The following is a 22,451-nucleotide window of genomic DNA, read 5'->3' as shown; positions in this document are numbered from 1 at the left end:
CTCCGTTTTCCCAGCTCAGAGGGGGGTTATGCGGCGACAGACTCCAGCAGGCGCTGCATCTTCCTGGTGCCCGCGATGACGCTGGCCTTGCCGAACACCTCGTCGCGATGCTCGAAAACGGCCTGAGCCTCCTTCATCGCGTCCTCGACGGCCCTCGGGTTCGCCAGCGAATCGGCACACGCGACGGTCACCCGGGGCCCGAGCTCCCAGACGATCGAGTTCACAGCGGCACAGGCGGCCGCGATCGGATCGATGTCCACCATCGACCACTGGAAGTCTTTCGGGTCCGCCCCGCGTTCACGGATGTGCTGGGCAGCCGCCCGCAGCAGACCTCCGCTGCCAGCGCAGGGATCGTGAAGGTGCATCCCCTTCTTCGGGGGAAGGAGGTCGAGCTTGAGGTCGACCAGGTTCTGCTGGACGACCATCTCGCCGAGAGCTTCCGCGAGCGGGGCAGGGGTGTGGTACTCGCCAAGGCCTTTCCGGGCGCCGTGGGAGCGCATGCACGTCATCACCGGTGAGAGCACATCGGTGGCGGAACGCAGATACGGGTCCTCGTGTCCGGTCAGATCCAACAGGCCCCGCTTCAAAGCTGCCTCGGTGATCGCGCGTACCGCGTGCTCACGGTGCCGGTCGACGTCGTCGTTGAGCCACTCGTGCAGAATGCGAGCGCGGTCGATCAGGTCGGGCCGGTGCAGCCAGTGCGTCGACCAGATCTCGCGGAGCATACGGATCAGGTGAGGGCCGTCCTGGTTGAGGATCTGCTCCTTGAGGTCGGGCCCCTGGGGGTCCTTCTGCCGTATGAGGCACAGAGCGGCGACTACGCCGATGGGCACCTCAAGGACGGCCCCACCGTGCAGGTTGTGCCAGCGTGCTGCGACAGCTTCACCTATCTCCAGTGCACGCCGGTGCGGTTCACGGACCGGACGCGGGCCGCCCGAGCGCCGGGGCTGTTGCGGTGAGGGGGTAATGGCGGGAACCGTCTTCGGACGCGGCGCCTGTTTCGCAGCCTGCGGCTTCGGCTGCGCGGCGAAGGCGGCCGGCACCGGCGCGGGGTCAGAGGCCAGGTCTGCGAAGAGGTCGAGCTGCTGGGGCACGGCGGGAGTCCTTTTCGGTGAGGGGGTGTGGGTGTGCGACGGCCCGCCCGGGGTGCGGGCGGGCCGTGGAGGCGGGAGGGGGGCGGGGCTAGCCGAGGTCGATCCAGACGACGCCGAAGGGCGTATGCCAGATGTGGGTGAGTGCCGCTTTGTGGATGTCGGCGCGGACGTCGTCCCAGCGGATGCGGCCGAATCCGTCCCGGTAGGGCTCCAGGTCCCAGGCCGCGTCGGTCCCGGCGACGGAGGCCATGACTCCTCTGATGGAGTCCCCGAAGCCGATGATCCGCTCGCGGTATCGGTGATGGGCGGCGTGCACTTCCTGCTGCCACTCCTCGTCGCGCTCGACGTGCTGGCGATCGAGCGGACTGCGTGCCCATCCGCGCTCGGTGATCGCGTCGTGTTGGACGAGGGCCACCCACGCTGCCGCCCGTGCCTGAGAGCGCACGGCCGGGGTGAACGCGACCTCGCCGACCGTCATCTGCAAGGCGTGGGCGGGTTCGTTCATCACCGCGGCCCGGTCGGCGTGCCGCGCCAGGGCCACGGAGCGTGCGGCCACTTCGGTGCGTGCCTGCCAGTGCGGCACCAGGTACACGCACGTTCCGTCGTCCCGGTCGGGGTGCCACAGGGTGATTCGCCACATCCCACGCATCCAGCCCGCCATGTCAGACCTTCTTCCGGGTGTTCTCCACCGTCAGGAGGTGGGCGGTCACGGCACGGGCGCGAGCACCGGTTGCGGGGCAAGCGCCCAGGAACCGGTCGATCTGGGCGAGCATCCGGTCCGTGTCCTGCTGGATCTGGGCCTCGGCTATCGCGGCGAGCGTCGCGGCGACGTCGTCCTCGGTGGTGGGGTGGGTGATCTGGCACGAGCATGTGGTGCGTGCGCGCAGGGCGAGCTTGGTCAGGGCGGCAGGGTGCTCGCTCTTGGCGATGCACCCGGGATGGCGGAAGGCGGGCCGGTTCCGTCGCAGATGGCTGTAGAAGCGCGGGCCGCTCCAGTCGTTGCAGACCAGGCAGTGCACGTGCCACAGCACGTCGCTCCCGCAGTAGCCGCCAAGCGGCACCCAGCCCAGTTCATAGATGCGTGCCAGGGCGAGGGCGGCGGAGGTGAGGTTGCGGGGTGTGGGTTGGAGGCCGCTGAGGTAGCTGCCGATGCCGCTAGCGCCGGGGTTGGCGGTGGTAATGCTCATGCGGATGTGTGCCGTTCGTGTCGGGCTGAGGAAATGAGTGAGGGGGCGGTGTCACCCTCACTTGATAGCTAAATTCTACTCTTTGTCGGCGGTGGGGCAACTGCGCATCCTCGGCTCGAAGGAGTTGCAGGTGGAGGTTGGGCGTGGAGGGGCGAATGCTGGCACTGAGAGAGAATTCAGTCGATGTGGCGGTAGGTGGTCGCGATCTCGATGCCGAATCCGGCAGCGAGCTGGGCAGAGGCGTTGCTGCGCCGCAGGTGGGCCAGGGTGAGCAGGGCCTTCCGTGCCGCGGAAGAGGGGCGCCACCTCCGCGTCCCGATCTCCTGACGCGCGGATATCAGTTGTCTGGCGAGGAGCCGCGAGGTGTGACGGGGCAGATCGATCGAGGACGGGTACACAAGCGCGCGAAGCTCCCGACGGACACGGGTGATCTTGGTTGGGAACCCGTCTACCAGGAGTTTCGTTGTTGCACAGGAGTATCCAACTCGCGGTCAGCACCACCAGCTTGGAAGGGCGTCAAGGACGCGGCCCGGTCGATGGTTCGTTAAAGGACCCTCTCGTTTCCCCTCCATCCTCCGGCCTTCAGGTCTACGCTGGCCCGCAACGGGGACGACTCGACGGGGGAGCGGCCATGGCTGACCAGGATGCTCCTTCGCTCGTACGGATCGAGACGGTCGAGACCGATGGTCACGGCTCGCGTCAGATCAGCAACAGGACGCGCCGCTCGGCTCCGCTCGTCGAGCGGGCCGGCGAGGTGCGGGAGGCCATCCAGCAGGCGACGGTCCTCGCCCAGGACTCTCTGGCCCAGGTGCCCGAACGGCACGGCTGGTCGGTGAGTAGCGTGCAGGTCACCTTCGGCCTGACGCTCGCCGCCGAGGCGGGCGTCATCCTGTCGAAGGCCTCGGCGGAGGCGTCTCTCGAGGTGACACTCACGGTCGAACGGGCCGACGGTGCGCCGTGAATGCGGAGTCGTACGCGGACGCGTACTGGGTGCGGATCCAAGAGGGTGAGTCCCACCTGGGTGCCGGGTTCCTGCTCACGCGGGGCTTCGTCCTGACCGCGCTGCATGTCGTGTCGGGGGCCTCCGGCGACGACGTGCGCCTGGAGCTGCACCTCCCGGGTGGGCAGCGAGTCCCGGGAAGACTGTGCGACTGGATTGAGGAGTCGGACCTCGCGCTCGTCGCGGTCCTCGGGGCCCACGCGTACGACCTCCCGCTCGCCCCGCCCACCGACCGTCCGCGGCCGGACGTGGCATGGCTCGGCACCTACCGGCCGCCGGATACGAAGACCGCGCTGAGCGGGCGGGTCACCCACGCGCCGATCATTCATCGCAGCGACGCGCACGGCGAGTTCACGGGGCTGCAGATGACCGTTGACCAGCTTGTGCACGACTTCGCGGGCTACTCCGGCAGCCCGGTGCACGCCGTGCCCGCTGGCGCGGAACCGGGCGAGCGGCCCGTCGTTGGCATCCTCATGGAACAGGAGCTCAGCCGCGCGGACGGCTCCCGGGACACGAACGTGGTGTTCGCGGCGTCCGTGCAGCACGCGGCCCAGCGGTTCCCGCACTTTGACATCGGTCATCTGCGCGAGGTCGCGGCCGGGAAGCCCATGCTCGTGCCCGGCTCGAGACCCTCGGCCGAGCCGCGCCCGGACCCGCCGACCGTGGACGTCGACGGGTACTTGAAGAAGGTCCGGCAGTTGCTCGAGGACGGTCTTATCACGCCGGAGGAAGCCGCGCGGAGCCGTGAGCGGGCGTCTCGTGCGCTGGACGCCCAGTGGCTGGACGGGGCTTCGGGTGACTGAGCGCACCACTCCGGGGTGGGCACAGCGGATCGGCGACGCCGAGTGGGCGGTGCGGGGCGAGCCCGGATCGCTGGACGCGCTGCGCGCCCGCCTCACGACGCTCGCCGACGATCAGATGCTTCTCTCAACCCCCGACGACGCGCAGGGATTTGCCTATCTGGTCACGCTGTTGCGCGAGCTGGACATGGCCGCAGAGCTCGCCGCGGCGCTGGACGTGGCTGCGGAGTGGATCGACGCGTTACGCGTCGAGCGGCGATACCGGTGCGTGGTGCACAACCGGCTCGCCGCGGCCCTCATCGACGAGGGAGGCGCCCGCCTCGACGCCGCTCTGACTGCGCTGGAGTCGGCGCTGGACGCCGCGGACACCCCGGTCGAGAAGGCCCACACCCATATGAACCTCTCCCTGTGCGCCGCCGAGCAGGGCAGGTGGTGGGCCGCTGAGTCGCACGCCCGGCAGGGGAACAAACTGGGCCGCTCGCTGCCGGAGTCCGGGCCCCGCCTCGACGCGCTCCTGCGCACCACCTCCGTTCTCTTCCTGTCCGCGGGCCGCGCAGAGGACGACGACCGCGTCCGGCAACTGGCCCACGGCCTCGAAGAGCTGTGCCTCCAGCAGATGGACCGGCTGGGGGACGATCATCCCCGGTCCCTTGAGGCTCTGGTCCTGATGGCCTCGGCCCGGCACGAAATCGCCGTGCTGGACGGCGATGTAACCGGCATGGAACGGCTCATCGACGTCCTTGCGGTGGCGGCCCAGCGGGCGTCGACCACGCTGGGGCTTCGGCATCCGCAGGCCAAAGCGGTGCGCAAGGCCCTCGCCCGCATGCAGGAGACCACGGGCCGCGCCCGCTCGGCCCGGGCCCGCTCAGCCCTGGCCACCGCGCCACGTCCTTCGGCCCCGGAGCGTCACGCGAGTTTCGATCTCGTCCTCGAACTCCTCGTCCACGGCATCGAAGGCGCCACGCCCGAGCGGACACTCGCCGACCCGCGCATCGTACAGATCGCCGGCGACGAGATCGCGGCGCTGCACCGCAGGGCCGCCGACGCGGACGCGGAGTCGCGGCCGCAGGACTATCAGGGGCGCACCGTGCCCGAGACCTACAGCTGGGGGCCGCTCGCGCCGGGACGGCCCGGTCGGGCGCTGTGGTTCCTGCTGCTCCCCTTCATGCTCGTGAACCTCGCCCACTGGATGCGCCCACCCGCCCGTGGCCACCGGCGCACCATCAGACTGCACTCCGTGCTGGTCAGGCTCGCGGCGCTCAGCCTGACCGTCATGGTGGTGACGGCCGCGTGCGCACTCTCCATGGACCTCGTCGCCTGGCAGTGCGCGGGCCGGCCCGCATGCGCGCGCGACCAGAGCTTCTGGCTGGGTTTCCTCTCGGCGGAGTCCGGCTGGTGGGGTCAGCCGGGCCGCCGTCTCGCTGTGGGATCGCTGCTGCCGTGCGCGTTCATCGGCCTGCTGTGGCGGCTGTCCCGGCAGACATGGAATGCGTACGACTCTCAAGACCTACTGCCCCATCGGAGCGACCCAGAGGAGGAAGAGGAGCCCCGGCCTGCCCTGTCGACGCCAGGATTCTGGTACGGCAGACGCCTCCTGGCCCGGCTCAACTCGACGCACACCGCCGCCGGGCTGTGCACCGTTGCCGTGCTGCTCGTCGCGGCGCCGAGCAGCTACGACCGGCAAGCCGGCGGACCGGTCGCCCTGGTCGTGTGCGGCTGGCTGCTGAGCGTGCTCATCGCCTTCCTCGCCATGACCGCGGCGTTGTGGGGGGTCTGTCGTCGGGGCCGCTCCGAGAGGCGCATCGACCGCCGGCTGGACCGGACGTTCACCCGATCCGTCTCCACCGGCTCGGTCGCGCTCGTCGTGCTCTGCCTCCTGTACGCCATGTGGTCCCGCCCCGGGTGGCGGTCGGCGGGACCGCTACCGAGTACGGAACTCATCCACAGTGGACTGCTGTTGGTGCAAGGCGCGATGGTGGTGGTGCTCGCCGTGGTCGGGACGGTGTTGTACCGGTGGACCCCCGGCCCCCGCATCCTGTTGCGGGGCCTCGCCCCGGCGACCGTCGTGACGCTCGCCTTCTCGCTCTACAACATGATGGCGGCCGGTGCCGTGCAGGGGCTTGCGGACTGGCTCGGCAACTACGACGAGCCCGGCACGGCAGGCGGCGCCATCGCCGGGCCCCCTCCCGCGATGACCTGGCAAGTGTCCGCCATCCCCGTGCTGCTCGTCGTGCTGTTGGCTCTCGTCGGCGCGACGCATATCCAACTCCTCGGAACCGCACGACGGTTGCGCGCTTTCACACAGGCCGACTATCCGCGCGACCCCTACGACACGCTGCGCGCGCGCCGGATCGCCGCCGCCCGCGCGCGCGCCCGTATCTCCGACTCGATCCCCACGATGCTGAGCGCCGTCGCCGCGGCCTTCCTGTTGTTGAGCGCGGCCACCCTGACGGGGGCCTTCGTCACGGACGCCCCGCCGGGCCACTCCGGGACGGGACTGCCGAAGCTCCTGGGTGAGCTGGGCCAGGCGCTGAAGGGGATCGGGTCCTGGCTGGTCGCCCTTGGAGTCGTCGTCTTCCTAAACTCCGGCCGCCGGGCCTCCCGTGCGCCCACACCCCGCGGCCTCCTAGGCATCGTGTGGGACCTGGGCACCTTTTGGCCCTGCGCCGCCCATCCGTTCGCGCGGCTCAGCTACTCGGAGCGGGCCGTCCCCGATCTCACGTGGCGGATGTCGACGTGGTGCCGGACGACGGGCGGCCGGATCCTGGTGTCGGCCCACTCCCAGGGCAGCGTGCTCGCGGTCGCCGCCATTTGGCAGCTCCCCCCGTCCGTACGCCGCCGAGTGCAGCTGCTCACCTACGGGTCACCTCTGGAGCGCCTCTACGGACGACTGTTCCCGGCATTCTTCGGGCAGCGGGAGCTCCGGGCCTTGCACCGAGACGTGCACAGCTGGCGCAATCTGTGGCGGGCCACCGATCCCATCGGCGGCCCGGTGTTCCCCGCGGGAGAGAGCGAAGGTCCCGAAGTCGACGTCCAGTTGCGGGACCCCATCGCCTTCGGCCGGAGCGAAGAACGCCCACTGCCCACGCCGATCCGCGGAAACGCCGCGTACGACGCCGACCCGGAGTTCGCCCAGGAACACCAGCGGATGACAAAGTCGGCGTTCCGCGCGCGGAACATCCCCGCGCCCCGCCGGTCGCTCGACCGTATGTAAAGCGTGTTGCACAACGACCGAACGATCTTTCGCGACCGTTTAGCGGTGCCAACCAGACCAGCGAAAACGGGTACAGAAACGGGCAGTTGGCCTCGTGGTTGGTGGCCGGATCCGAACGTGATCGCCGTTGTGCAACACCCTTTAGGCCGTGCCTCGAAAGATGCGACCACCACGTTCCAGGGCGCGGTGGTTGTCCCGGTCCCGCGTGACTCCGGCAACCTGCGGCGTCCCCAGCGATCCAGCCACGGACTTCAGCGCGTCTTCTACACCTCCGCGCTGTTCAGCAACTGCACGTGCGAGGGATCGTGTCGGTTCTACGACCACAAACGAGCCGAGGGTAAACGCCTAGGCCAGGCCGTTCTCGCGCTCGCCCGCCGCGGCGTCAACGTTCTCTGGGCCCTCCTGCGCGACAGGCGGTGCTACGAGCTCACGCCACCCACGGCTCACCGCGGCGCGGGCGCCTCCGGCCTGCCTACATCTGCCCCGTGGGCTTCCCACGCGGTGCGCAGCCGCACGTCGCGTCACACTTCTGGGGAGACGTAGGCCCACAGGACGCTCAGTCCCAGGCTGGCTTTGGCCTTCTCGGCGGACCGTGCAGAGGACCAGGCCGGAGCTGATGAGGGTGTGGAGGGCGATTGCCTCCTCGACTGGCGGTCGACGGGGCCCTCGGGTGTGTTGTCGCTCATCGTTGTCCGTTTCGTCGGGGGCGGTGGAGGAGGTCCACCAGGTCGTGCGGGTTTCGGGGGCGTCGGTGTCACTGCTCGGGATGGCTGACCACGCAGGCCGGGCAGCGTTTCGGCCCGGCGCTGTGGGCCGCTGGAGTCAGTGAGGGGCCGTACCGAAGAGCAGCCACCCCCTCTCGCCGGAGTCGGTGGTGATCGGCAATGCTCCGGCGGGGCCCCATTTGCAGGAGATCCGCGGGTCGTCGGCGTGAACGAGCTGCTCGGCGCGCGCGGTTGCTTCCTGTTCGCTGCGCCGGGGTTCGTCGATCAGCACCACGGTGTCCTTTTCCGCGACGGTGCCGGTGAACCCGGAGTGCCCGTACTCCCACCGGTGGTGGCTGCGGGCGGCGTTGAAGGCCGTGGTGAGGTCGGGGCCGGTAGCCGGGGTGTAAAAGTCGATCGCGCCCATCAGGCGTTCCTTTTCGTGGAGTTCGGGCTGTGGGCATGGCGCGGCCCGCCTCGATGTGAGGCGGGCCGGGGGAGTTTCGTGTCAGCGGATGTGTACGCGGGGCCGGTTAGTACGTATGACACGGGTTTGGCGGTCTTTTTGCTGGTAGATATCGGCGAGTGCGTTGTCGGCGTCGACTACCGCGGTGACCGCGTCGTCGAGCACGGCGGCCCTTGTGGCAGACGGGAGGGAGTGGAACCAGGCCTCCATGGCGCGGCCGTCGCGCTCCTCAATGCCGAGCAGTCCGGCGTAGGTGCCCCATGCGTGCACCGTCAGGTGTGCTGCCCACTCGATGGCGGTCGCTGCCTGCTCCTCGGTGATCCGGTGTTGCGTGGCGACCTGGAGCACGGCGAGCGGGTCCGGCAGTGGTGCGTGCATGGGGCTTCTTCCTTCGGTGGTCAGGCGGTTCGTTTCCCTCACCGCTCTAAGTAAATTCTACTATCCAAGGAGGGGGTGTCAAAGCACGTCACCTGCCGCGAGGCGTGTGTGCGCGCCGGTCCTGGCGCCGCGATATCGCCGCCCTCCAGCGCCAGCACGGGACGGTGGGTCACGCCGGTGGCGGCTCACGCCGCTGACGCGAGAGCCTTGCCGCGCGATGCGCGCTTACGGATGCTGGCCGCGCCCGCACGGCGCACGTCGGCCCGCTGGGCCGTCACCCGGCACTCACCGCACAGCGGTTCACCGAGCCGCCGATGGCCCTTCACCCCACTGCTCGTCCCGCACGTCCCGGCCTGGGTCGGGAGCTTCGGCAACGGCTCCACCCCCTCGGCGCTCGCCGCCACCTTGCCGTTCACCCAAAGCCGCGCCGCGCACACCCCGTCGAAGTGGTTGGCCGCTGGGCGAACGCGGTCATAGCAGCGCACGATGAAGGGGCAGGCAGCGCAGCCCTCCATCAAGGGCTCGCACGCTTCGAGAAGTTGCCGTGGCTTACGAAGCAACGACTCCTCGGGGAGGTAACCGTCAACGCCTGCGCACGGGGCGTGCTCGGTCCATGCCGTGGACGATGTAGAGGTGATCACGAGGGCTTGCTTCCTGATGGAGGGCGGTTCAGAAGAGGGGCGGGTGCGCGACGGCGGCGGGCAAGATCGCGTCCAGAGCGGCGGCGGCCCGAAGCTGGAGAGCTGAGCTCTGGCGCGACCACCTGCGGTAGTACTCCCGGTCCCAGATGGCGGCATCGGCGTACGGGCCCGGGCAGGGCATGTAAGCCTTTTCGTGTTCCGCCTGCCGTGCGACCGCTTCGCGTAGAGCTCCGTAGCGGACGGCCGTCATGCGCGACTCGATGGCCTCCCGTACCTCAGGCCAGGTGAGGGTGTCCGCGCGGACACCTCTGCTGGTGTCGAGTTCGTACCGGAACCCGCCCGGCGCAGGCGTCCACCTGGCCAGTGCCCCGGCATCCGGCTCACCCTCCAGGCGGCGAACGGTTGAGCTACCGCCACGGCGGCTGAACTCGTGTCTGCCCCATGCGCTGCGGGACGCGCTGTCGGGTAGGTCGGTGAATTCCAGGAGCTGCACCGGCATGAAGAAGTCCCGGACGGCCATCTGCCGGTCGTCGTCGGAAAGTCTCATGCCGCTGCCCCGGCCCGGCAGGAGGCGAGATGGGCGGTGACGGCCTCAGTGGCCTTGTCGAGGGCGAGACTGCCGGGCGGTTCGCTGGCCGGGTCCTGCGGGACCGTGTCGTGGACGGCGCACCGCCAAGGCGGGCTAGGTGAGTCCTCGGGGACGTGGGTGATGTGCCAGCCCTTGAGGGACTGCCGCCGTAGCGGCAGGGCGTCCTGTCCCGCTACGACGATCAGCGAACCGTCCGCGGTGTAGGCGCAGACCGCCAGACCCCCGCGGGTCTCGATGTAGGGGTGCAGCCCGCAGGATTCGAGGGCCGCGCATAGATCGCTGTAGGCAGCGAGCGCCTCCAGCTCCTCCGGGCCGTACGCAGCGCGCGCGGCGGCGGCCATCGAGGCAGTGTCCAGCATGAGCATCCGATCTAAATGAGTATCGCGACCTATTAGAAATCGCAGCGGCACCGGTCTGTCAATTCGAAGAGGGCGGGTCGGTGGGCTAACTCGGCTCCCAGCAGCCTCCGTCTCGCATAAATTCTACTCTATCGCCGCACTGTCGGCTTGCTCTCCGGTAAGCAGTGAGGCCAAAGAGCGCGACCTATATCGGCGTGTCGGGATTTCGGTCCGCCTTCTCCCGGGCCTGCGCCTGCCGAATCTCCTCCAGCCTCTGGCGAGCCACAGCGGACAAACCCTGCGCGTCCGGCTGACGCCGCACCGACTTCAGCACCCGCTCATTGGCCTCACGCCGAGAGGCCTTGACCTTCTCCTTCTCTGCCTGTTGCTGCGCCTCACGCTGCTTGCGCGGACTCGTGCCGCAGGCGCGACAGCGACGGCCAGGCTGATCGGCGTGAGCCGCACAGCCGCTGCCCTCACGGCCTGACGAACCGGATACCGCTGCGGGCGCCCCTGGAGCGGCAGCTGCGGGGGGAGGGGGGTTCTGCTGTGGGTAATTGGTGTGGTTACTAACTAGAAAGCCTGAAGAACCGGCGGCGGGTTCACCGACGCCTGGTGAACCGACGCCTGAAAACCCGTCCTCGGTCTCGGCGCCTTCATCCTCCACGGCCTGTGGAGACTGCTCGGCTTCGGCCTTCAGCCTGCGCTCGACCCGACGGACCACCTGGCGGGCGTACTCTTCGGCCGCCCAGTCCTGCGCAGTGTCGTACACCTCCGTGATCCGGATCAGTCTTCCGTCGCTCAACCGCTCTGTGATCACCCGGTAATAGCCGCAGTTGCGCAGCTCCCGCAACGCGGCCTGCACCGCATCCCGGCCCTCCTTGCCCATCTTGGCGATGGACTCGGCGCGTACCTGCCAGTCGTCCGGCTTCGCGACCAGGAACGCGAGAATCCCGCGCGCCCGGAACGACAGGCGGGAATCTTCCAGGGTGGCCGTCGGCAGCACGGTGTAACCGGAGCTGAGATGGCGGCGCAGGATGGTCACGGAGCATGCCTCCAGGGGCAGTACAAGCAGCAGAGCGGTGATGAAGGGGAAGGCGGGCCCGGCCTCGCAGGCCCGCCAAGGAGCCGTCAGGACCGCGTACGGGCCCGCGTGACCTTGATGGTGCGCGCGGTCTTCTGACCAGCCGCCTTGCGGCGGGGAACGACCATCCCGGCACGGCGGAGGATCGCCACCATGGCGTCGGTGTCCGGAACCATCGGCACGGTCAGATCGGCGTTCTCGAACTCCTCGACCATCGCGGCGACGTCCGTCTCCTCCTTGTCGTTGCCGCCGCTCCAGCCCAGGTGGTTCTCGCCGTAGTTGCCTTCGGGGGAGTCATCGAGCATCGCCCGCGCGAGCTCCTTGACCCGCTTCGCCTCCCTGAACCGCTCGTGAGCCCGCACGTAGTCGGCAAGGGCACGGGCCCGGTCCTCGTCATCGTGAACGAGGATCGTCTGCGCGGGCCGCCCGGGCGCGGCGCCAGCCCAGCAAGCCTGCACGAACGGGCAGTTGTCGCAGATCACGGACAGACCCGGGCCCTCGTGATCGCGGCGCAACTCCTCCGGCGAATCGGCTTCCAGAACCCGGTCCACCCACCAGCGTGCTTCCGTGGCCAGCCACTCGTCGAAGGCGAACTCCTGCATGTGCTCCTCGCCCGTGTCACGGCACACGAACCTGAACCGGATGCGCTGAACATCCACCGGGCCCAGACGGTGCAGGTACCGCTGGCCGGGCACGTCGGCGAAGCCGACCGTGCGCAACAAGTCGGCGTACAGCAGGATCTGGCGCATCTCGGCAGCAGTCGGCCCGTAGCGGACGACGCGGTCCCAGACGCGGGAGGACTTGGTCTTCACGTCCTCCACGGTCACCACATCCGCGGGGCGCATAGGCCGGTGGCGCTTCGGCAGCCGAGCGGCCGTCGCCGCGTCGAGCTGTACGACATCGACGTGCCCGCGCAGCGTCGCGTCAGTGACGGTGCGCTCCACCAGCCACCCGTACTCGCGACGCGCGTCTTCGAGCAGCCCTTGGTGGATGTACGTGCCGAGGATGGCGGCCCGTTTGTCCCCGGGGTTCGTCCGCTCCGCGCCGGCCAGGAGGTATCCGGCGCGGCGTGCGCAGATGGTGTCCGACGCCCCGAGCTGAGTCTGTACCGAGCGCGGACGCCGAGCGTCAGCGGCTCGTGCGGCATCCCAGATCGACAGGGGCGCGGGTGTGCTGGTCGTTGTGGCGGTCACAGCAGTCTCCAAGAGGGCGCGCCGGGGCCCGGCCCGTCACGTGGCGGGCCCCGGCAGCGCAGGGGAAAGAGAAAGAGAAGAGGGGAGTGGAGCGTGGTCAGGCGGCGAACTCGACGCCGGGCTCCTCAGCGGACGTGCCCTCGGCGTCCTGGTCCTGCTGCTCGCTGGCAGCAGCCCGTAGACGGGACACGTCATCGCTGGTGGGATCGCTGAGCTTCCTGGGGTTCTTCAGCTCCGTGGCCGCACGCTCGATCGCCGCGCGTACCACCAGCACCTCGTCGCGGTCCAAACCGTCATCGGCCTCGACCTGCCGCCACAGCTTCTTCAGATGCTCCACGCCCTGCGCGGCGGCCTCGCGCACCTTCGGCATCCACGCCTGCGCGAGGTCGCCCGTCAGCTCCGGGGTGGGCTTGGGCTGGTTGTGGATCGAGCAGCCCATCAGGCCGAACACGAGCTTTTCGATGGAGAAGTCCGGCATCGGCTTCGGCTGGCCGCCGCGCGGCACCTGGAACTTCAACGAGCGCGCACCGATGATCTGCGGCGGCTCCTCGCGGCGCATACGCACCCACACCGTCGCATCGAAGGCCAAAGACTTGTGCGCCTCCACCCGCCAGTCCTTCGTGCGCGGGATCGGATCGCCGTTTCCGTCGACCGCCGCGACCTCCTTGCCGCGGGCCAGAAGGACCACGATGCCGGGCATGGTCCGCACCAGGTACATCACCCGCTGCCACCGTTCGGCCGCGTCGTTCCAGAGGTTCATGGACGGCTTGACCTCGGCGTCCGGGTCCTGCCTGAGGGCGTTCTGGCCCGTCCGCGAGCGCCTGGCCCGCTCGTTGGTCCAGTCCACGAGCATCCGCCACAGCATCGAACCCGAGTCGATGACCAGGACGACCGGCTTCTCCTTCGCGACAGCCGCGCGGGTCGCCTCCGCGTGCACGGCCTCGATCTGGCCGAGGATGTCGCGGTAGGTGCCGTTGTGCTCGATCAGCAGATAGTCCGCACCGGGCACGTTCGCGTACTCGTCGGCGGTGTCCTCGCCGAGCTCCAGCCAGTACGCCTGGCCGGTCTGCTCGCAGCCGGTGAACTCCGCTGCCTGATGGCTCTTCCCACTCTTCTCCTCGCCTTCGATCAAGACGATCGGCCAGGGGATCACGCCGGTAGGCTTACGGGTCCGCAGCTTCGGTATCGGGCGGTTCACGCGCATCTCCAAGTTCTTGTATCGGGACCTATTTCAAGGCGTGCGGAGTTCCCGGGTTTCGAACAGGGCCGCCCAATCGGGATGCCGCTGGACCAGTAGCCGGACGTAGCGGGATCGGAAGTCGTTGTTCAGCTTGAACGGCTCGCCGCTCGTCGCGCGCCCGTACTGCCAGCGGAGGACCTCGAAGAGCATCCCGATACCGATGCGCCGGAGCCCGCGCTTGGCGCAGTCGGCGGTCAGTGACTCCAGTTGCACCAGGATCCAGGGATTGAGCTGGTGGAACGCCTCGAAACGATCCTGGATGCTCGCCCCTGCGTCCCCCGGGTCGGGGTGACGCAGAGGCGCGATCGACAGCTCCATCTGAACGGGGACCATGCAACCCTCCATAGTTTTCATCGCGACCTATATTGCGGCATACGTATCCGGAGCGCACAGGCGCCCCTCACACCTTCTAGTTAAATTCTACTCTTAAAATGAGGGGGTGCAACTCCCATGGCCCACCACGGAACAGCTCTTCGTGCGAAGCGGCGCATGGGTGCCGCGCACGACGAGGCCCCACCGAGAACCACGACGGGGAGCAATCCATCGCGGGGTCAGCGGCCTGGCGCGACACGCCTAAGCCGCCGGTTTCATCTTGTTCCCCCGCTGAGAGAAGAACGACCCCGGACCGTCATACCGGCCCTCACGCAAAGCGTCAGCGACCTCGTCCCGAAGCACCCAGATCTTCTTGCGCGACTTGTCCATCGTTACCGGAGCATGGGCGAGCACGGACTCCAGCAGCCACACCTTCGACCCGGACAGCTCATAGTCCGGCTCCGCCACACGGCCCGAACCTGCCTTCGCGGCCTGCCCGACAGCAATCTGCGTCACCCCGAACAACTCGGCGTACTCCTGCGCACCGACCAGCGGAGGCAGCTCCTCCTTCTTCCGCGGCCGCACCCGTGCACTCTGCTCGGCCTCCAGTGCGGCCAGCTCCTCGACGTCGAGCTGCCGGCCACGACTACCCGGCGGCAACGCCAGCGACTCCACGAACCCACCAGGCCAGAACGGCTTACCCGACACAATCACGGCGTCCTCGTATGAGAGGACGCCTCGGTGAATCCACGAGTTGCTGACCACTTCGGGCTTGATGCGGTAGACCCGCCCGATCTCCTTACGACCGCACAGCAGCGGCTTCGCCACCTCTGCCTCCTCTCTATGACGATGTATCCAAGAGAGCAGAATAGTGGTAGCGCCCGCAGATCCGATCGCCGAGGGGCTCATTCTGAAGAGTGCCGGGCTGTCGCGTGGTCGATTGACTCGCGCACCTGATGTCCGAAAAGCCCTGCCCTACGGGCTGTGAACGGAGCGGAGCCTTCTGCCTGTGGTCCCAATGGAGGTCTACGCTTGTTTGTACTGATGAGCGAACGGAAGGCCTGACCGCGCTCCAGGCAGGGCATAGGAGCTGCGTCATGGATGTGCGACAGAACACCGCGGCGTGGAAGCGCGTCGTCGAGACCGCCAGTGTCGCCGAGCGTCCGGTGGCGTTGCCGTCCGCTGCGACGGCGTGCGGCGCAGATGTGAGCGCGGACGGCCTGGGAGTCAGCCTGATCACTTCGGGCCGCATCAGGACCGTGGCCTACGCTGCCGATGAGCGCAGCTACCGGCTGGAGGACGCGCAGCTCGTGGCGGGGGAAGGCCCGTGCACCGAGGCGTACCTGCAACGGCGGATCGTAGAAGCGCAGGTGCAGCCCGCCTCTGGGCAGTGGCCCGTTTTTCTGCGGACGGCCGATGAACTCGGCATCCGCAGCGTGGTGGCCGTGCCGCTCCTGGTCGGCGACAACGTCCCGGTCGGTGCCATGGATATCTACCGCACCACCCCCGTCCCGCTCAGCGCAGCGGACCGGGCCAGGCTTGAGGCATATGCCCGGGTCCTCGCGCTGCTGGTCCTGGACGCCCATCCTGCTCTGATCGGCTGGGAACAAGCAGCTCCGGAGACGGGCCCCGTGGGCTATCCGCCCATCGTGCACCAGGCAGCCGGCGCGGCTGCGGAAGCCAGCAACGTCACCGTCTCCGAAGCCCTGGCCCGCATGCGCGCCCACGCCTTCAGCCACCAGCAACTCCTCGAAGACATCGCCCGCGACATCCTCACCGGACAGCTACGCCTGGAGGAAGACCGCGACACCCCACTTGGCTAGCCGCTTCACCCACCTTGCGACGGCCCGCGTCTGAAGCCAGCACGTCGGCTGTCTCAGCGTAGGCGGAGTCGGCCCAGGCGATGGCGATCTCGGGGTAGACGAGGTGACGCAAAGAGCAGCAGTTCCTTGGTCGCGTCGCGGTCGGTCCGGTCACGATGCCTGCGGCGACCATCACCATCAGCACAGCTCCCGCCCGCCTGCCGAGGAGCTGGTGAACCTCTGCCCGGAAACAGGACATTGCGGTCGCGATATCCCACCTCTCGTGACTCGATGGAGGCGCACCAGCTCCCTTCCCTTGGAACCGTCAAAGCAGCGAGCCTCCCCCCGCAGGAACATGCGGGAAGAGGCGGAGCGAAGGGGCTATGCCGCTGACATGCGTTTACGAGACCGTGGGCGGCTCCTGGTAGAGAGCCTTGGCTGTCTTGCGGTCCTCCACCCGCTGAACGGCCTCACCAGTACCCAGGATCGCGGCGACCAGGGCGAGGATCAGCCCCGTCGGCAGACCGTCCACGAAGTAGGCGACGAGGGCCAGCGCCGCAGAGGCGATGGTGTAGAGGCGGGTGCTGTGAGCGTGAATGAAGTCGATCAACGTTCTACTTCCCGTAGGCGAGTTCGTGCAGGAGATTCCAGCCCCGGCGGCCAATCGCCGGGTCCTGAGGGCGGCCTGACGTGAACAGCTTGTGCTTGCGGTTGAAGCCGACGACGGCCTTCTGCGTCTGGGGCCCGTACACGTCGGACAGCGGTACCGACCGGTCCAGCCAACCGGTGTCCTTCAGCGCCTTCTGAAGACTCTTCGCAGACGGTGCCGAGCGGCCCGGAGCAAGACCATCCGGAAAGGGAGGAGGGGAGTAGGAGCTCTCGCTCGACTTTTCCGGAACAGTGAGCTTCTGCCCCGCTTTGATCACGAACGGCTTGGTGATCTTGTTGGCCTGGGCCAGCAGCTCTCAACGGACACCGAGCTTCCTGCCGATACCGGACAGCGTGTCGCCGCTCTTGACCACGTAGGTCGACGAACCCCCCGCCGATCCACTGCTCGAACCTCCACTAGACGGCTTCGACTTCAGCCGGGCAGCCACGCGCTCGCGCAGCCAACTCATGGTGAAGCCCTTGGGGTCGACCTTGCCGGGCTGCCACTCCTTGTGGCCGATGACACTCGCCGCGCTCCAGCCATGCGCGCGGCACAGCGCCGCCGCCGCCCGCTCGATCGCCTCAAGCTGCGCCCTCGGCCACGGGTCCGTGCCATCACCGCGGTTCTCGCACTCGAAGCCGTAGAAATGCGTGTTGCCGTCGGTGTCCGCCTCGTTCGCAGCGGGAAGCGCGCGCTCGGCGATGACGGCCCGCAGCACGTCACCATCTCCGCGGCCGGCATGGTTCGTGCGGCCGTGACCGACGAGGTGCACGGTGCCGTCCTTGGCGATCATGCCGTGGCACAGCGGACCCGGCAGACCCGCGTAACCGCGCTCAACGATGTTGACGGTGTTGCTGGTGCCCGAGGTCACGGTGTGGTGGATGACCACGCCGTTCACCGGGCCGAACGGCCCCTTGTGGTTCCTGTTGTGGGTTCTCCACCCCGGCCGTTCCACCACGCGCACGCCTTCGGCGCGCAGCGCGGCAACGAGTCGGTCGGCACTGATAGGTGTCGCCACGATCGGCGCTCACTATTCTCCCCGCGCCCCATCTGAAATCCCTGCTGCCCAGGGCTGTTACGAGGCGGTACCTCGAGAGGCGAGCCACAGCTGGAGGGCCATCAACAGCACCGGCGAGACGAACGAGCTGAACACCAGCCGACGCGTCGCCATCACCTGCGCCTGATCTTCACGACGCTGCTGCTCCGTGCGTTCCAGGCTCTGATCCACCTCGACCCGCAAGGCGCCAAGGCCCGACTCGAGGTGCGTGATCCGCTGCTCAACCCCGCGCTGATCCGCCCGATAGACGTCCTCGGTCACGACGTGATCGAGGCGTGCCGCCAGCCGTGCGAGGTCGCCACGGAGGTCCTCTCGAAGCTGCGAGACGGCACGGTGCAGCTCCCAGAGCGTCGGCTCGGCGCTGGGAGGCATGGACACTGCGATCACTCCTGAGCAGCCCCGAGCCCTACCGTGATCGTACGGGTGCGAGGAGCACGGTGACCTTGACCTGACCGTTGCGTTCAGGGGCAACGAATGCCATGCCATGTTGTGAGTGCAACTGCGAATGAGGACCCTTCTGCAGAGGGAGAGACGGAGAGGAGGTTCACTCCAACCTCGAAGAGTGCAATGGATAGGTCACCCCGAACAACCGCCTGCGTCCAGTCCGTCACCTATAACAGAGGTACCAGCATCCACGCGCTACCGCCCGCACTCTGTCCGGGACGATCCAACGTCACAACCCCGCTCAGTTGTACAGCCCAAGGTCGTACGACATGACGTAGCTGAGCATGGCATGATGCCAATGCCTTGCCGGTAGTCCCTTCGATGTCGCCATACTCGTCTGATGAGGAGAGCAAGTGCCCAGCCTGGTTGAAGCAATTGACACTCGTCCACGTGTCTTCCACCGAACGATCCAGATCGGTCCTATCCTCTTTGAGGAGCAGCCAGCGGAAGACGACATTGTTGCCATCCCTGGGGAGGGATGGAGCCTCTCCTCAAGCGATAACGACTTCTATCCCTTGGTGCGCATGGAGGTATGGGATGGTTGCGCAGTGAGGCCGACGGAGGACTGGGAGTACGAACGGGAGTTCACGTCCCCCCTGCTTGACCGTCTCGGTGTATTCGACCTCTACTCCGAGTGCTATGGAAGGATTTCACTCGAACCAGGCCCGTACCGTCTTCGGTTGCTCTGCCGAGGACGGGATCACCTGGAGGCTTCACTTGCGCTAGATCCCTTTCCGTCTGATGGGCCGCACGGGGATCCGCTGGAATTTTGGGTCATACAGGTATGGCCTGACCGCTGACCTCGGCTGAGGTTCAGCGGCCAGGCCACACGATGTCAGCATGCTTCGCGTGCGGAACCTAGCGGAGGGGACGGCCCGGAGTCATCTTGAACGAGACGAATCGCGGCTTGTAGATGGACGCATCGCGATATAGGTCAGCGTCTGGGTGAATGCGATTATCCATGCTATTCACGTTGTAGGACAGAGTGTGCGGACCTCCGCCGCTCGGCAACATCGTTCGATGGACATGCGCGTTGTAGCTGATCACCTTGGGGTTCAGGTAGGGCAATCCGTAGGGGCCTGGTTCTGGCATGCGGTACACGTCGGTGTCCAGCTGGAACGGGCCGTGAGGGGAGCACGAAACGGACGCTTTGATCCAACCGCTAAACGCTTCTGTGCTGGTCTGGCTCACGGCGACAAATCCGCCGTTCCAAGGGGTTACGCTGTACTCGTTCGCTATTCCGGTGTAGACGTTGGCTGCCTGCTTCTCGCTCTTCATCCACCCGCCGGCGCCCGAGTTGAGGTACTCCCATTTGCCGAGAAGGTCAGTGCCCTTGACGCGAGCAATGCGCATCTTCTTATTAGTGGGAGCATCATCCACACCGTAGATGTAGGTGTAGCCGTCGCCGCTCAGGCTGGATGGCAGGAGTGCCGAGCCCCAGCCGACCCCTGGAGTGGAAGGAACGGGATCGATATACAGCGGTTCGTGCCCGTGGGGTGTACCTAGATCGTCGAGTGAGAATGTTGCGACGAAGTTGGCTTTGTGTCTGAAGTCCCAGCCGCCTGGTCCGAACTTGTAGTACTCCTGGAAGATGACCTGTAGATACGATTTACCTCCTTCCTTGTGGAGTAGACCGTCTCCGAGCCAGTACCAGTGGTTTGCCGCGGCCGGCTTCATGAGTCCCGAGGGTTTTGTTTTTGTTCCTCCGCGAAGCGTTGTCATTTGATCGCCATCTTGTATGACGAAGCTGCTGTTGATGAGAGGGGCGCTCGTTGGCCTGCTGCGGCCGTCGTTGCTTGTCGGCCCTAAGAATGTGTCCGAGAATAGCCAGAGGGTTCGACCGTCCGGAAGCTTGACAGAGAAGGTTGAGTCACCTCCGGTCCATCCGTCTGGCGTTTTTTTAGCGTAGTCGAGGAACGTCTTCTCAGGTGCTGCCTGAGTTTTGACGTCTGATATCTCAGGCTGCCTCAGGTCGCACTGCCTGTTTGATACGGGGGAAGAGACCCCTTCAGGTTCTGGAGTGCCAGGATATGTTCCTCCGTCCGCATCTAGGACATTGACGAAAAAATCGTCGTCGTTGATGATGCGCTGGTCGATGTAGAATCAACTAAATCCCGACCTGCCTGTTGATTGTCGTCCTTCGGTATGGCCTTGACTGAAAAGTGGCTTGTTCCGTCTTCGTCTTCGACATCGCCTGTAAACGCACCTTCGCGTGTCGAGGCCATTGGGTATTCGTCGCAGTCGCGGGTTTTGCTTCGCGAGTACGATACGCCATAATTGGTCTTGCAATTGGCTATGGACTTACTTCTATTCTTTTCATGGAGGATTTTGTTTTCGCTTCCTCCTGTCCCGGCTAGGCGTGATAGCGGAATATAACTTTTGATCGAGCCAGGGATCTTTTTGTCTTGCACGCTGGGCGGCCGGGTCTGGTTTGGTTTAAACTGCGCCGTCCAAACGTGCCGCGCCGTTTCAGCTACGTCTGCCTTGGCTTTGAAGTTCCATATAGAATTGACGCCGTCAAATACGCATCCATACGATGGTCGATCCACTGGCCACAGCTGGTACCTGGCGGAGTCGCAGCGGAAGCCGGCTTCGCCGCCCTCAACCACGTCTCCAGAAATGTCATAGTCCTGGTGGACCGTCGACTTCATGGTGAAGTTGAAGAAGGCCTTCTTGTCGGGGTCCGATATGCTTCCCTCTGGAGAGCTGTAGTCCCATCGGGCATGCCCCGCCTGCATCCATCCTGCAATGGTGTCAATGCGTCCGTTACTGGCAGCCGCCTGGCATGGGCCTCCAGGAGTGAACGACTCGCATCGGCCAGTGAAAGAAAGCTGGTCCGTTAGGCGGGGCAGCAGGAAGATCTTGGGATTATCAAGCTGCATCCAGTACCGGACCTTACGTGCTCCCGGGTCATTCTTGTCTTGGTACCCCTGACCCATCACTGCGACGCGAAACTGGACACTGCCAATTTCGACGCAACCATTCCCTGGCGGCGGGCCTTGGCACTTCTCGAAAGAGTGGTAGCTACCCAGGGCTTCTTTGCACCACTGCCAGTGCGTGAGGATCTTTGAACCGTCGTCACCGAGGTCTGCTTTGTAGCAGTCAGACATATCCCCCGGGGGAATCTCTCCCGCCTGACGTGGGCCAACCTTCCTTTTTTCCTTACGTTGCAGCTCTTGCACATAAGAATTGCGCTCGTGTGTCTCGTGCGGTGTCTCTGCCTGGCGCCTACCCATACGCTCTTTTAGGTTCTGCGGCGCCTCCCAGATGTCCGTGGCCGGCTCTCCAGACAAGTTGGTGATGGTGAAGGATCCTGCTTCTGTGCCGCCGCTCCGACTCTGCGCGTTAGCCGCAGGGGCGCATAACCCCACGAGTAACGCGATGATTGCCATGGTCGCTGCGTACGCAGCTTTACCCGAGTTGCGTTTGAGGGATCTTCGCAACATGGAGTACCTCCCTTAGAGGAATAACAGTTTCGGCCGTTGGCATGCCCCGTTGGCCGTCATTCACGCTTTCATGGATGCGTGAGTGGATGACATGGCGGGGGTAGTGTGCCCTGAATTTCCGATGGACGGCTAACTAGAACCTGTCCTTTGCGTAGCGCGTCGAGGTGCAATGCGCATAAAGGTGCTACGCGCATAGAGAAAGGTCGACAGGGTGCAGCGGCTGGGTGTGCAGGTGAATTCTTATGTGGCAGGAATTTGTTGGTGCCCCGGGTGGCTATCGATTACCTGCCTGTTTTTCTTCCAGTCGCAGTAGATATTCTGCTCGTCTCTGGGCCTCGTCCGGCGTCTCTGCCTGCTTGTGACTGTGGCGGTTCTCGGAACCGGTCCTTTGAGGGAAGGGGTTGCCCTGAGTGTCGGTGACTTCGAATACGCCAGCCTGGCCGGATTCGGTTTCCAAAACGCTAGCGGCCGGAACAGCCGCCAGCGTGGTTCCGGCCAGCATGATGACGAGAACACTCCTGCGCACAGTCACCTCATTCAGTCGGGCTACTGGGGTGGAAACATTAGCATCGCGAAGGTGAGATCTGGCGATCTTCGATTGGGAGGGGCATGTGAATGATCGGTTTAAGCCGACTGCCTGGGAAGCCGAAGGCGTGGCTACGTGCAGAGTGCACAGCGCAACGGAGCAGGTCGTAGCAGCTTCATGAAACTCGTGCCGTGGCGGGCTGGGGTAGCTCGCCGTTCCTCTCAACTCTCCACCCAACATCAGAATGGCCGATCTGGGCCCGTGTGTTCGCGCTAACTGGGAACTTC

Annotated in this window: 24 protein-coding genes and 2 pseudogenes; 5 read left to right on the top strand and 21 right to left on the bottom strand. The window is 66.3% G+C overall.

Going from position 1 to position 22,451, the window contains the following annotated elements; translation table 11 throughout:
- Positions 1-26: 26 nt before the first annotated feature.
- The 4 genes from IG78_RS44520 to IG78_RS0134075 form a co-directional block, all read right to left on the bottom strand.
- Positions 27-1,094: an N-6 DNA methylase gene (locus IG78_RS44520; RefSeq protein WP_051853178.1), complete on the bottom strand. Its 1,068-nt coding sequence runs from the start codon at positions 1,092-1,094 to the stop codon at positions 27-29.
- 88 nt (positions 1,095-1,182) lie between these two features.
- A complete protein-coding gene (locus IG78_RS0134085) occupies positions 1,183-1,734 on the bottom strand; it encodes a hypothetical protein (RefSeq protein ID WP_157855983.1) in 552 nt (183 codons plus the stop codon).
- 22 nt (positions 1,735-1,756) lie between these two features.
- Entirely contained in the window at positions 1,757-2,281 is a 525-nt protein-coding gene (locus IG78_RS0134080; RefSeq protein WP_030571026.1) for a hypothetical protein, read from the bottom strand.
- A gap of 176 nt (positions 2,282-2,457) precedes the next feature.
- Complete coding sequence (locus tag IG78_RS0134075) at positions 2,458-2,679, bottom strand: hypothetical protein (RefSeq protein WP_078965628.1); 222 nt, start codon at positions 2,677-2,679, stop codon at positions 2,458-2,460.
- 233 nt (positions 2,680-2,912) lie between these two features.
- Here IG78_RS0134075 and IG78_RS0134070 point away from each other — a divergent pair, with 233 nt between their 5' ends.
- From IG78_RS0134070 to IG78_RS52830, 4 genes and pseudogenes are all read left to right on the top strand, one after another.
- Complete coding sequence (locus IG78_RS0134070) at positions 2,913-3,242, top strand: CU044_2847 family protein (RefSeq protein ID WP_030571020.1); 330 nt, start codon at positions 2,913-2,915, stop codon at positions 3,240-3,242.
- The gene (locus IG78_RS0134065) at positions 3,239-4,084 is read left to right on the top strand and encodes a S1 family peptidase (protein WP_051853177.1); all 846 of its coding nucleotides are present in this window, start codon (positions 3,239-3,241) and stop codon (positions 4,082-4,084) included. Before IG78_RS0134070 ends, IG78_RS0134065 begins: the two co-directional genes overlap by 4 nt.
- A complete protein-coding gene (locus IG78_RS0134060; RefSeq protein ID WP_225882239.1) occupies positions 4,077-7,295 on the top strand; it encodes a tetratricopeptide repeat protein in 3,219 nt (1,072 codons plus the stop codon). Before IG78_RS0134065 ends, IG78_RS0134060 begins: the two co-directional genes overlap by 8 nt.
- Positions 7,296-7,478: 183 nt before the next feature.
- A pseudogene (locus IG78_RS52830) lies at positions 7,479-7,736 on the top strand (IS110 family transposase); the annotation flags it as partial.
- 381 nt (positions 7,737-8,117) lie between these two features.
- Here IG78_RS52830 and IG78_RS0134055 read toward each other — a convergent pair.
- The 10 genes from IG78_RS0134055 to IG78_RS44510 form a co-directional block, all read right to left on the bottom strand.
- The gene (locus tag IG78_RS0134055; RefSeq protein WP_030571010.1) at positions 8,118-8,426 is read right to left on the bottom strand and encodes a hypothetical protein; all 309 of its coding nucleotides are present in this window, start codon (positions 8,424-8,426) and stop codon (positions 8,118-8,120) included.
- A gap of 81 nt (positions 8,427-8,507) precedes the next feature.
- Entirely contained in the window at positions 8,508-8,843 is a 336-nt protein-coding gene (locus tag IG78_RS0134050) for a hypothetical protein (protein WP_030571007.1), read from the bottom strand.
- A gap of 185 nt (positions 8,844-9,028) precedes the next feature.
- Positions 9,029-9,484, bottom strand: a complete 456-nt coding sequence (locus IG78_RS43120) for a hypothetical protein (RefSeq protein WP_037686460.1) — start codon at positions 9,482-9,484, stop codon at positions 9,029-9,031.
- Between the two features lie 28 nt (positions 9,485-9,512).
- On the bottom strand, positions 9,513-10,031 hold the full coding sequence (locus tag IG78_RS0134040; protein ID WP_157855982.1) for a hypothetical protein: 519 nt from the start codon (positions 10,029-10,031) through the stop codon (positions 9,513-9,515).
- Complete coding sequence (locus tag IG78_RS0134035; protein WP_157855981.1) at positions 10,028-10,432, bottom strand: hypothetical protein; 405 nt, start codon at positions 10,430-10,432, stop codon at positions 10,028-10,030. Before IG78_RS0134035 ends, IG78_RS0134040 begins: the two co-directional genes overlap by 4 nt.
- A gap of 184 nt (positions 10,433-10,616) precedes the next feature.
- Positions 10,617-11,456 (bottom strand): helix-turn-helix domain-containing protein, encoded by an 840-nt coding sequence (locus tag IG78_RS44515; protein ID WP_030570998.1) that lies wholly within the window; start codon positions 11,454-11,456, stop codon positions 10,617-10,619.
- 86 nt (positions 11,457-11,542) lie between these two features.
- Positions 11,543-12,688, bottom strand: coding sequence for a hypothetical protein (locus IG78_RS0134025; protein ID WP_030570995.1), 1,146 nt, complete (start codon positions 12,686-12,688; stop codon positions 11,543-11,545).
- A 97-nt stretch (positions 12,689-12,785) separates the two neighbouring features.
- A complete protein-coding gene (locus IG78_RS0134020) occupies positions 12,786-13,886 on the bottom strand; it encodes an AAA family ATPase (protein WP_157855980.1) in 1,101 nt (366 codons plus the stop codon).
- A 33-nt stretch (positions 13,887-13,919) separates the two neighbouring features.
- Positions 13,920-14,261: a hypothetical protein gene (locus IG78_RS0134015; RefSeq protein WP_157855979.1), complete on the bottom strand. Its 342-nt coding sequence runs from the start codon at positions 14,259-14,261 to the stop codon at positions 13,920-13,922.
- A 240-nt stretch (positions 14,262-14,501) separates the two neighbouring features.
- Positions 14,502-15,068 carry a hypothetical protein gene (locus IG78_RS44510; RefSeq protein WP_030570986.1) on the bottom strand — a complete coding sequence of 189 codons (567 nt, stop codon included), beginning with the start codon at positions 15,066-15,068 and terminating at the stop codon, positions 14,502-14,504.
- Positions 15,069-15,337: 269 nt separating this feature from the next.
- Between IG78_RS44510 and IG78_RS0134005 the strand changes: the two genes are divergently transcribed.
- A complete protein-coding gene (locus IG78_RS0134005; protein ID WP_030570983.1) occupies positions 15,338-16,063 on the top strand; it encodes a GAF domain-containing protein in 726 nt (241 codons plus the stop codon).
- 379 nt (positions 16,064-16,442) lie between these two features.
- Here IG78_RS0134005 and IG78_RS0134000 read toward each other — a convergent pair whose 3' ends face one another.
- The 7 genes and pseudogenes from IG78_RS0134000 to IG78_RS49690 all read right to left on the bottom strand — a co-directional run bounded on the left by IG78_RS0134000 (position 16,443) and on the right by IG78_RS49690 (position 22,140).
- Positions 16,443-16,652: a hypothetical protein gene (locus IG78_RS0134000; RefSeq protein WP_030570980.1), complete on the bottom strand. Its 210-nt coding sequence runs from the start codon at positions 16,650-16,652 to the stop codon at positions 16,443-16,445.
- A gap of 4 nt (positions 16,653-16,656) precedes the next feature.
- A complete protein-coding gene (locus tag IG78_RS48590; RefSeq protein ID WP_157855978.1) occupies positions 16,657-16,968 on the bottom strand; it encodes a peptidoglycan-binding domain-containing protein in 312 nt (103 codons plus the stop codon).
- Between the two features lie 45 nt (positions 16,969-17,013).
- Positions 17,014-17,709 (bottom strand): annotated as a pseudogene (locus IG78_RS0133990) (N-acetylmuramoyl-L-alanine amidase); the annotation flags it as partial.
- A 57-nt stretch (positions 17,710-17,766) separates the two neighbouring features.
- Entirely contained in the window at positions 17,767-18,120 is a 354-nt protein-coding gene (locus IG78_RS0133985; protein WP_157855977.1) for a hypothetical protein, read from the bottom strand.
- A gap of 930 nt (positions 18,121-19,050) precedes the next feature.
- Complete coding sequence (locus IG78_RS46710; protein WP_488356437.1) at positions 19,051-20,148, bottom strand: DUF5005 domain-containing protein; 1,098 nt, start codon at positions 20,146-20,148, stop codon at positions 19,051-19,053.
- 92 nt (positions 20,149-20,240) lie between these two features.
- Positions 20,241-21,584 (bottom strand): hypothetical protein, encoded by a 1,344-nt coding sequence (locus IG78_RS46705; RefSeq protein WP_157855975.1) that lies wholly within the window; start codon positions 21,582-21,584, stop codon positions 20,241-20,243.
- A gap of 328 nt (positions 21,585-21,912) precedes the next feature.
- Positions 21,913-22,140, bottom strand: coding sequence for a hypothetical protein (locus IG78_RS49690; protein WP_157855974.1), 228 nt, complete (start codon positions 22,138-22,140; stop codon positions 21,913-21,915).
- Positions 22,141-22,451 lie beyond the last annotated feature (311 nt).

Origin of the sequence: Streptomyces aureocirculatus (assembly GCF_000720475.1) — a bacterium.
GTDB lineage: Bacteria > Actinomycetota > Actinomycetes > Streptomycetales > Streptomycetaceae > Streptomyces > Streptomyces aureocirculatus.
The sequence above is the reverse complement of the archived record's forward strand: the minus strand, read 5'-3'. Positions and strand labels throughout refer to the sequence as shown.

Coding starts and splice junctions, on each gene's coding strand:
- IG78_RS0134085 (WP_157855983.1), bottom strand. CDS start 1,734: ATGTGGCGAATCACCCTGTGGCACCCCGACCGGGACGACGGAACGTGC.
- IG78_RS0134080 (WP_030571026.1), bottom strand. CDS start 2,281: ATGAGCATTACCACCGCCAACCCCGGCGCTAGCGGCATCGGCAGCTAC.
- IG78_RS0134070 (WP_030571020.1), top strand. CDS start 2,913: ATGGCTGACCAGGATGCTCCTTCGCTCGTACGGATCGAGACGGTCGAG.
- IG78_RS0134055 (WP_030571010.1), bottom strand. CDS start 8,426: ATGGGCGCGATCGACTTTTACACCCCGGCTACCGGCCCCGACCTCACC.
- IG78_RS0134050 (WP_030571007.1), bottom strand. CDS start 8,843: ATGCACGCACCACTGCCGGACCCGCTCGCCGTGCTCCAGGTCGCCACG.
- IG78_RS0134040 (WP_157855982.1), bottom strand. CDS start 10,031: ATGAGACTTTCCGACGACGACCGGCAGATGGCCGTCCGGGACTTCTTC.
- IG78_RS0134035 (WP_157855981.1), bottom strand. CDS start 10,432: ATGCTGGACACTGCCTCGATGGCCGCCGCCGCGCGCGCTGCGTACGGC.
- IG78_RS0134015 (WP_157855979.1), bottom strand. CDS start 14,261: ATGGTCCCCGTTCAGATGGAGCTGTCGATCGCGCCTCTGCGTCACCCC.
- IG78_RS0134005 (WP_030570983.1), top strand. CDS start 15,338: ATGGATGTGCGACAGAACACCGCGGCGTGGAAGCGCGTCGTCGAGACC.
- IG78_RS0133985 (WP_157855977.1), bottom strand. CDS start 18,120: ATGCCTCCCAGCGCCGAGCCGACGCTCTGGGAGCTGCACCGTGCCGTC.
- IG78_RS46705 (WP_157855975.1), bottom strand. CDS start 21,584: ATGGCAATCATCGCGTTACTCGTGGGGTTATGCGCCCCTGCGGCTAAC.
- IG78_RS49690 (WP_157855974.1), bottom strand. CDS start 22,140: ATGCTGGCCGGAACCACGCTGGCGGCTGTTCCGGCCGCTAGCGTTTTG.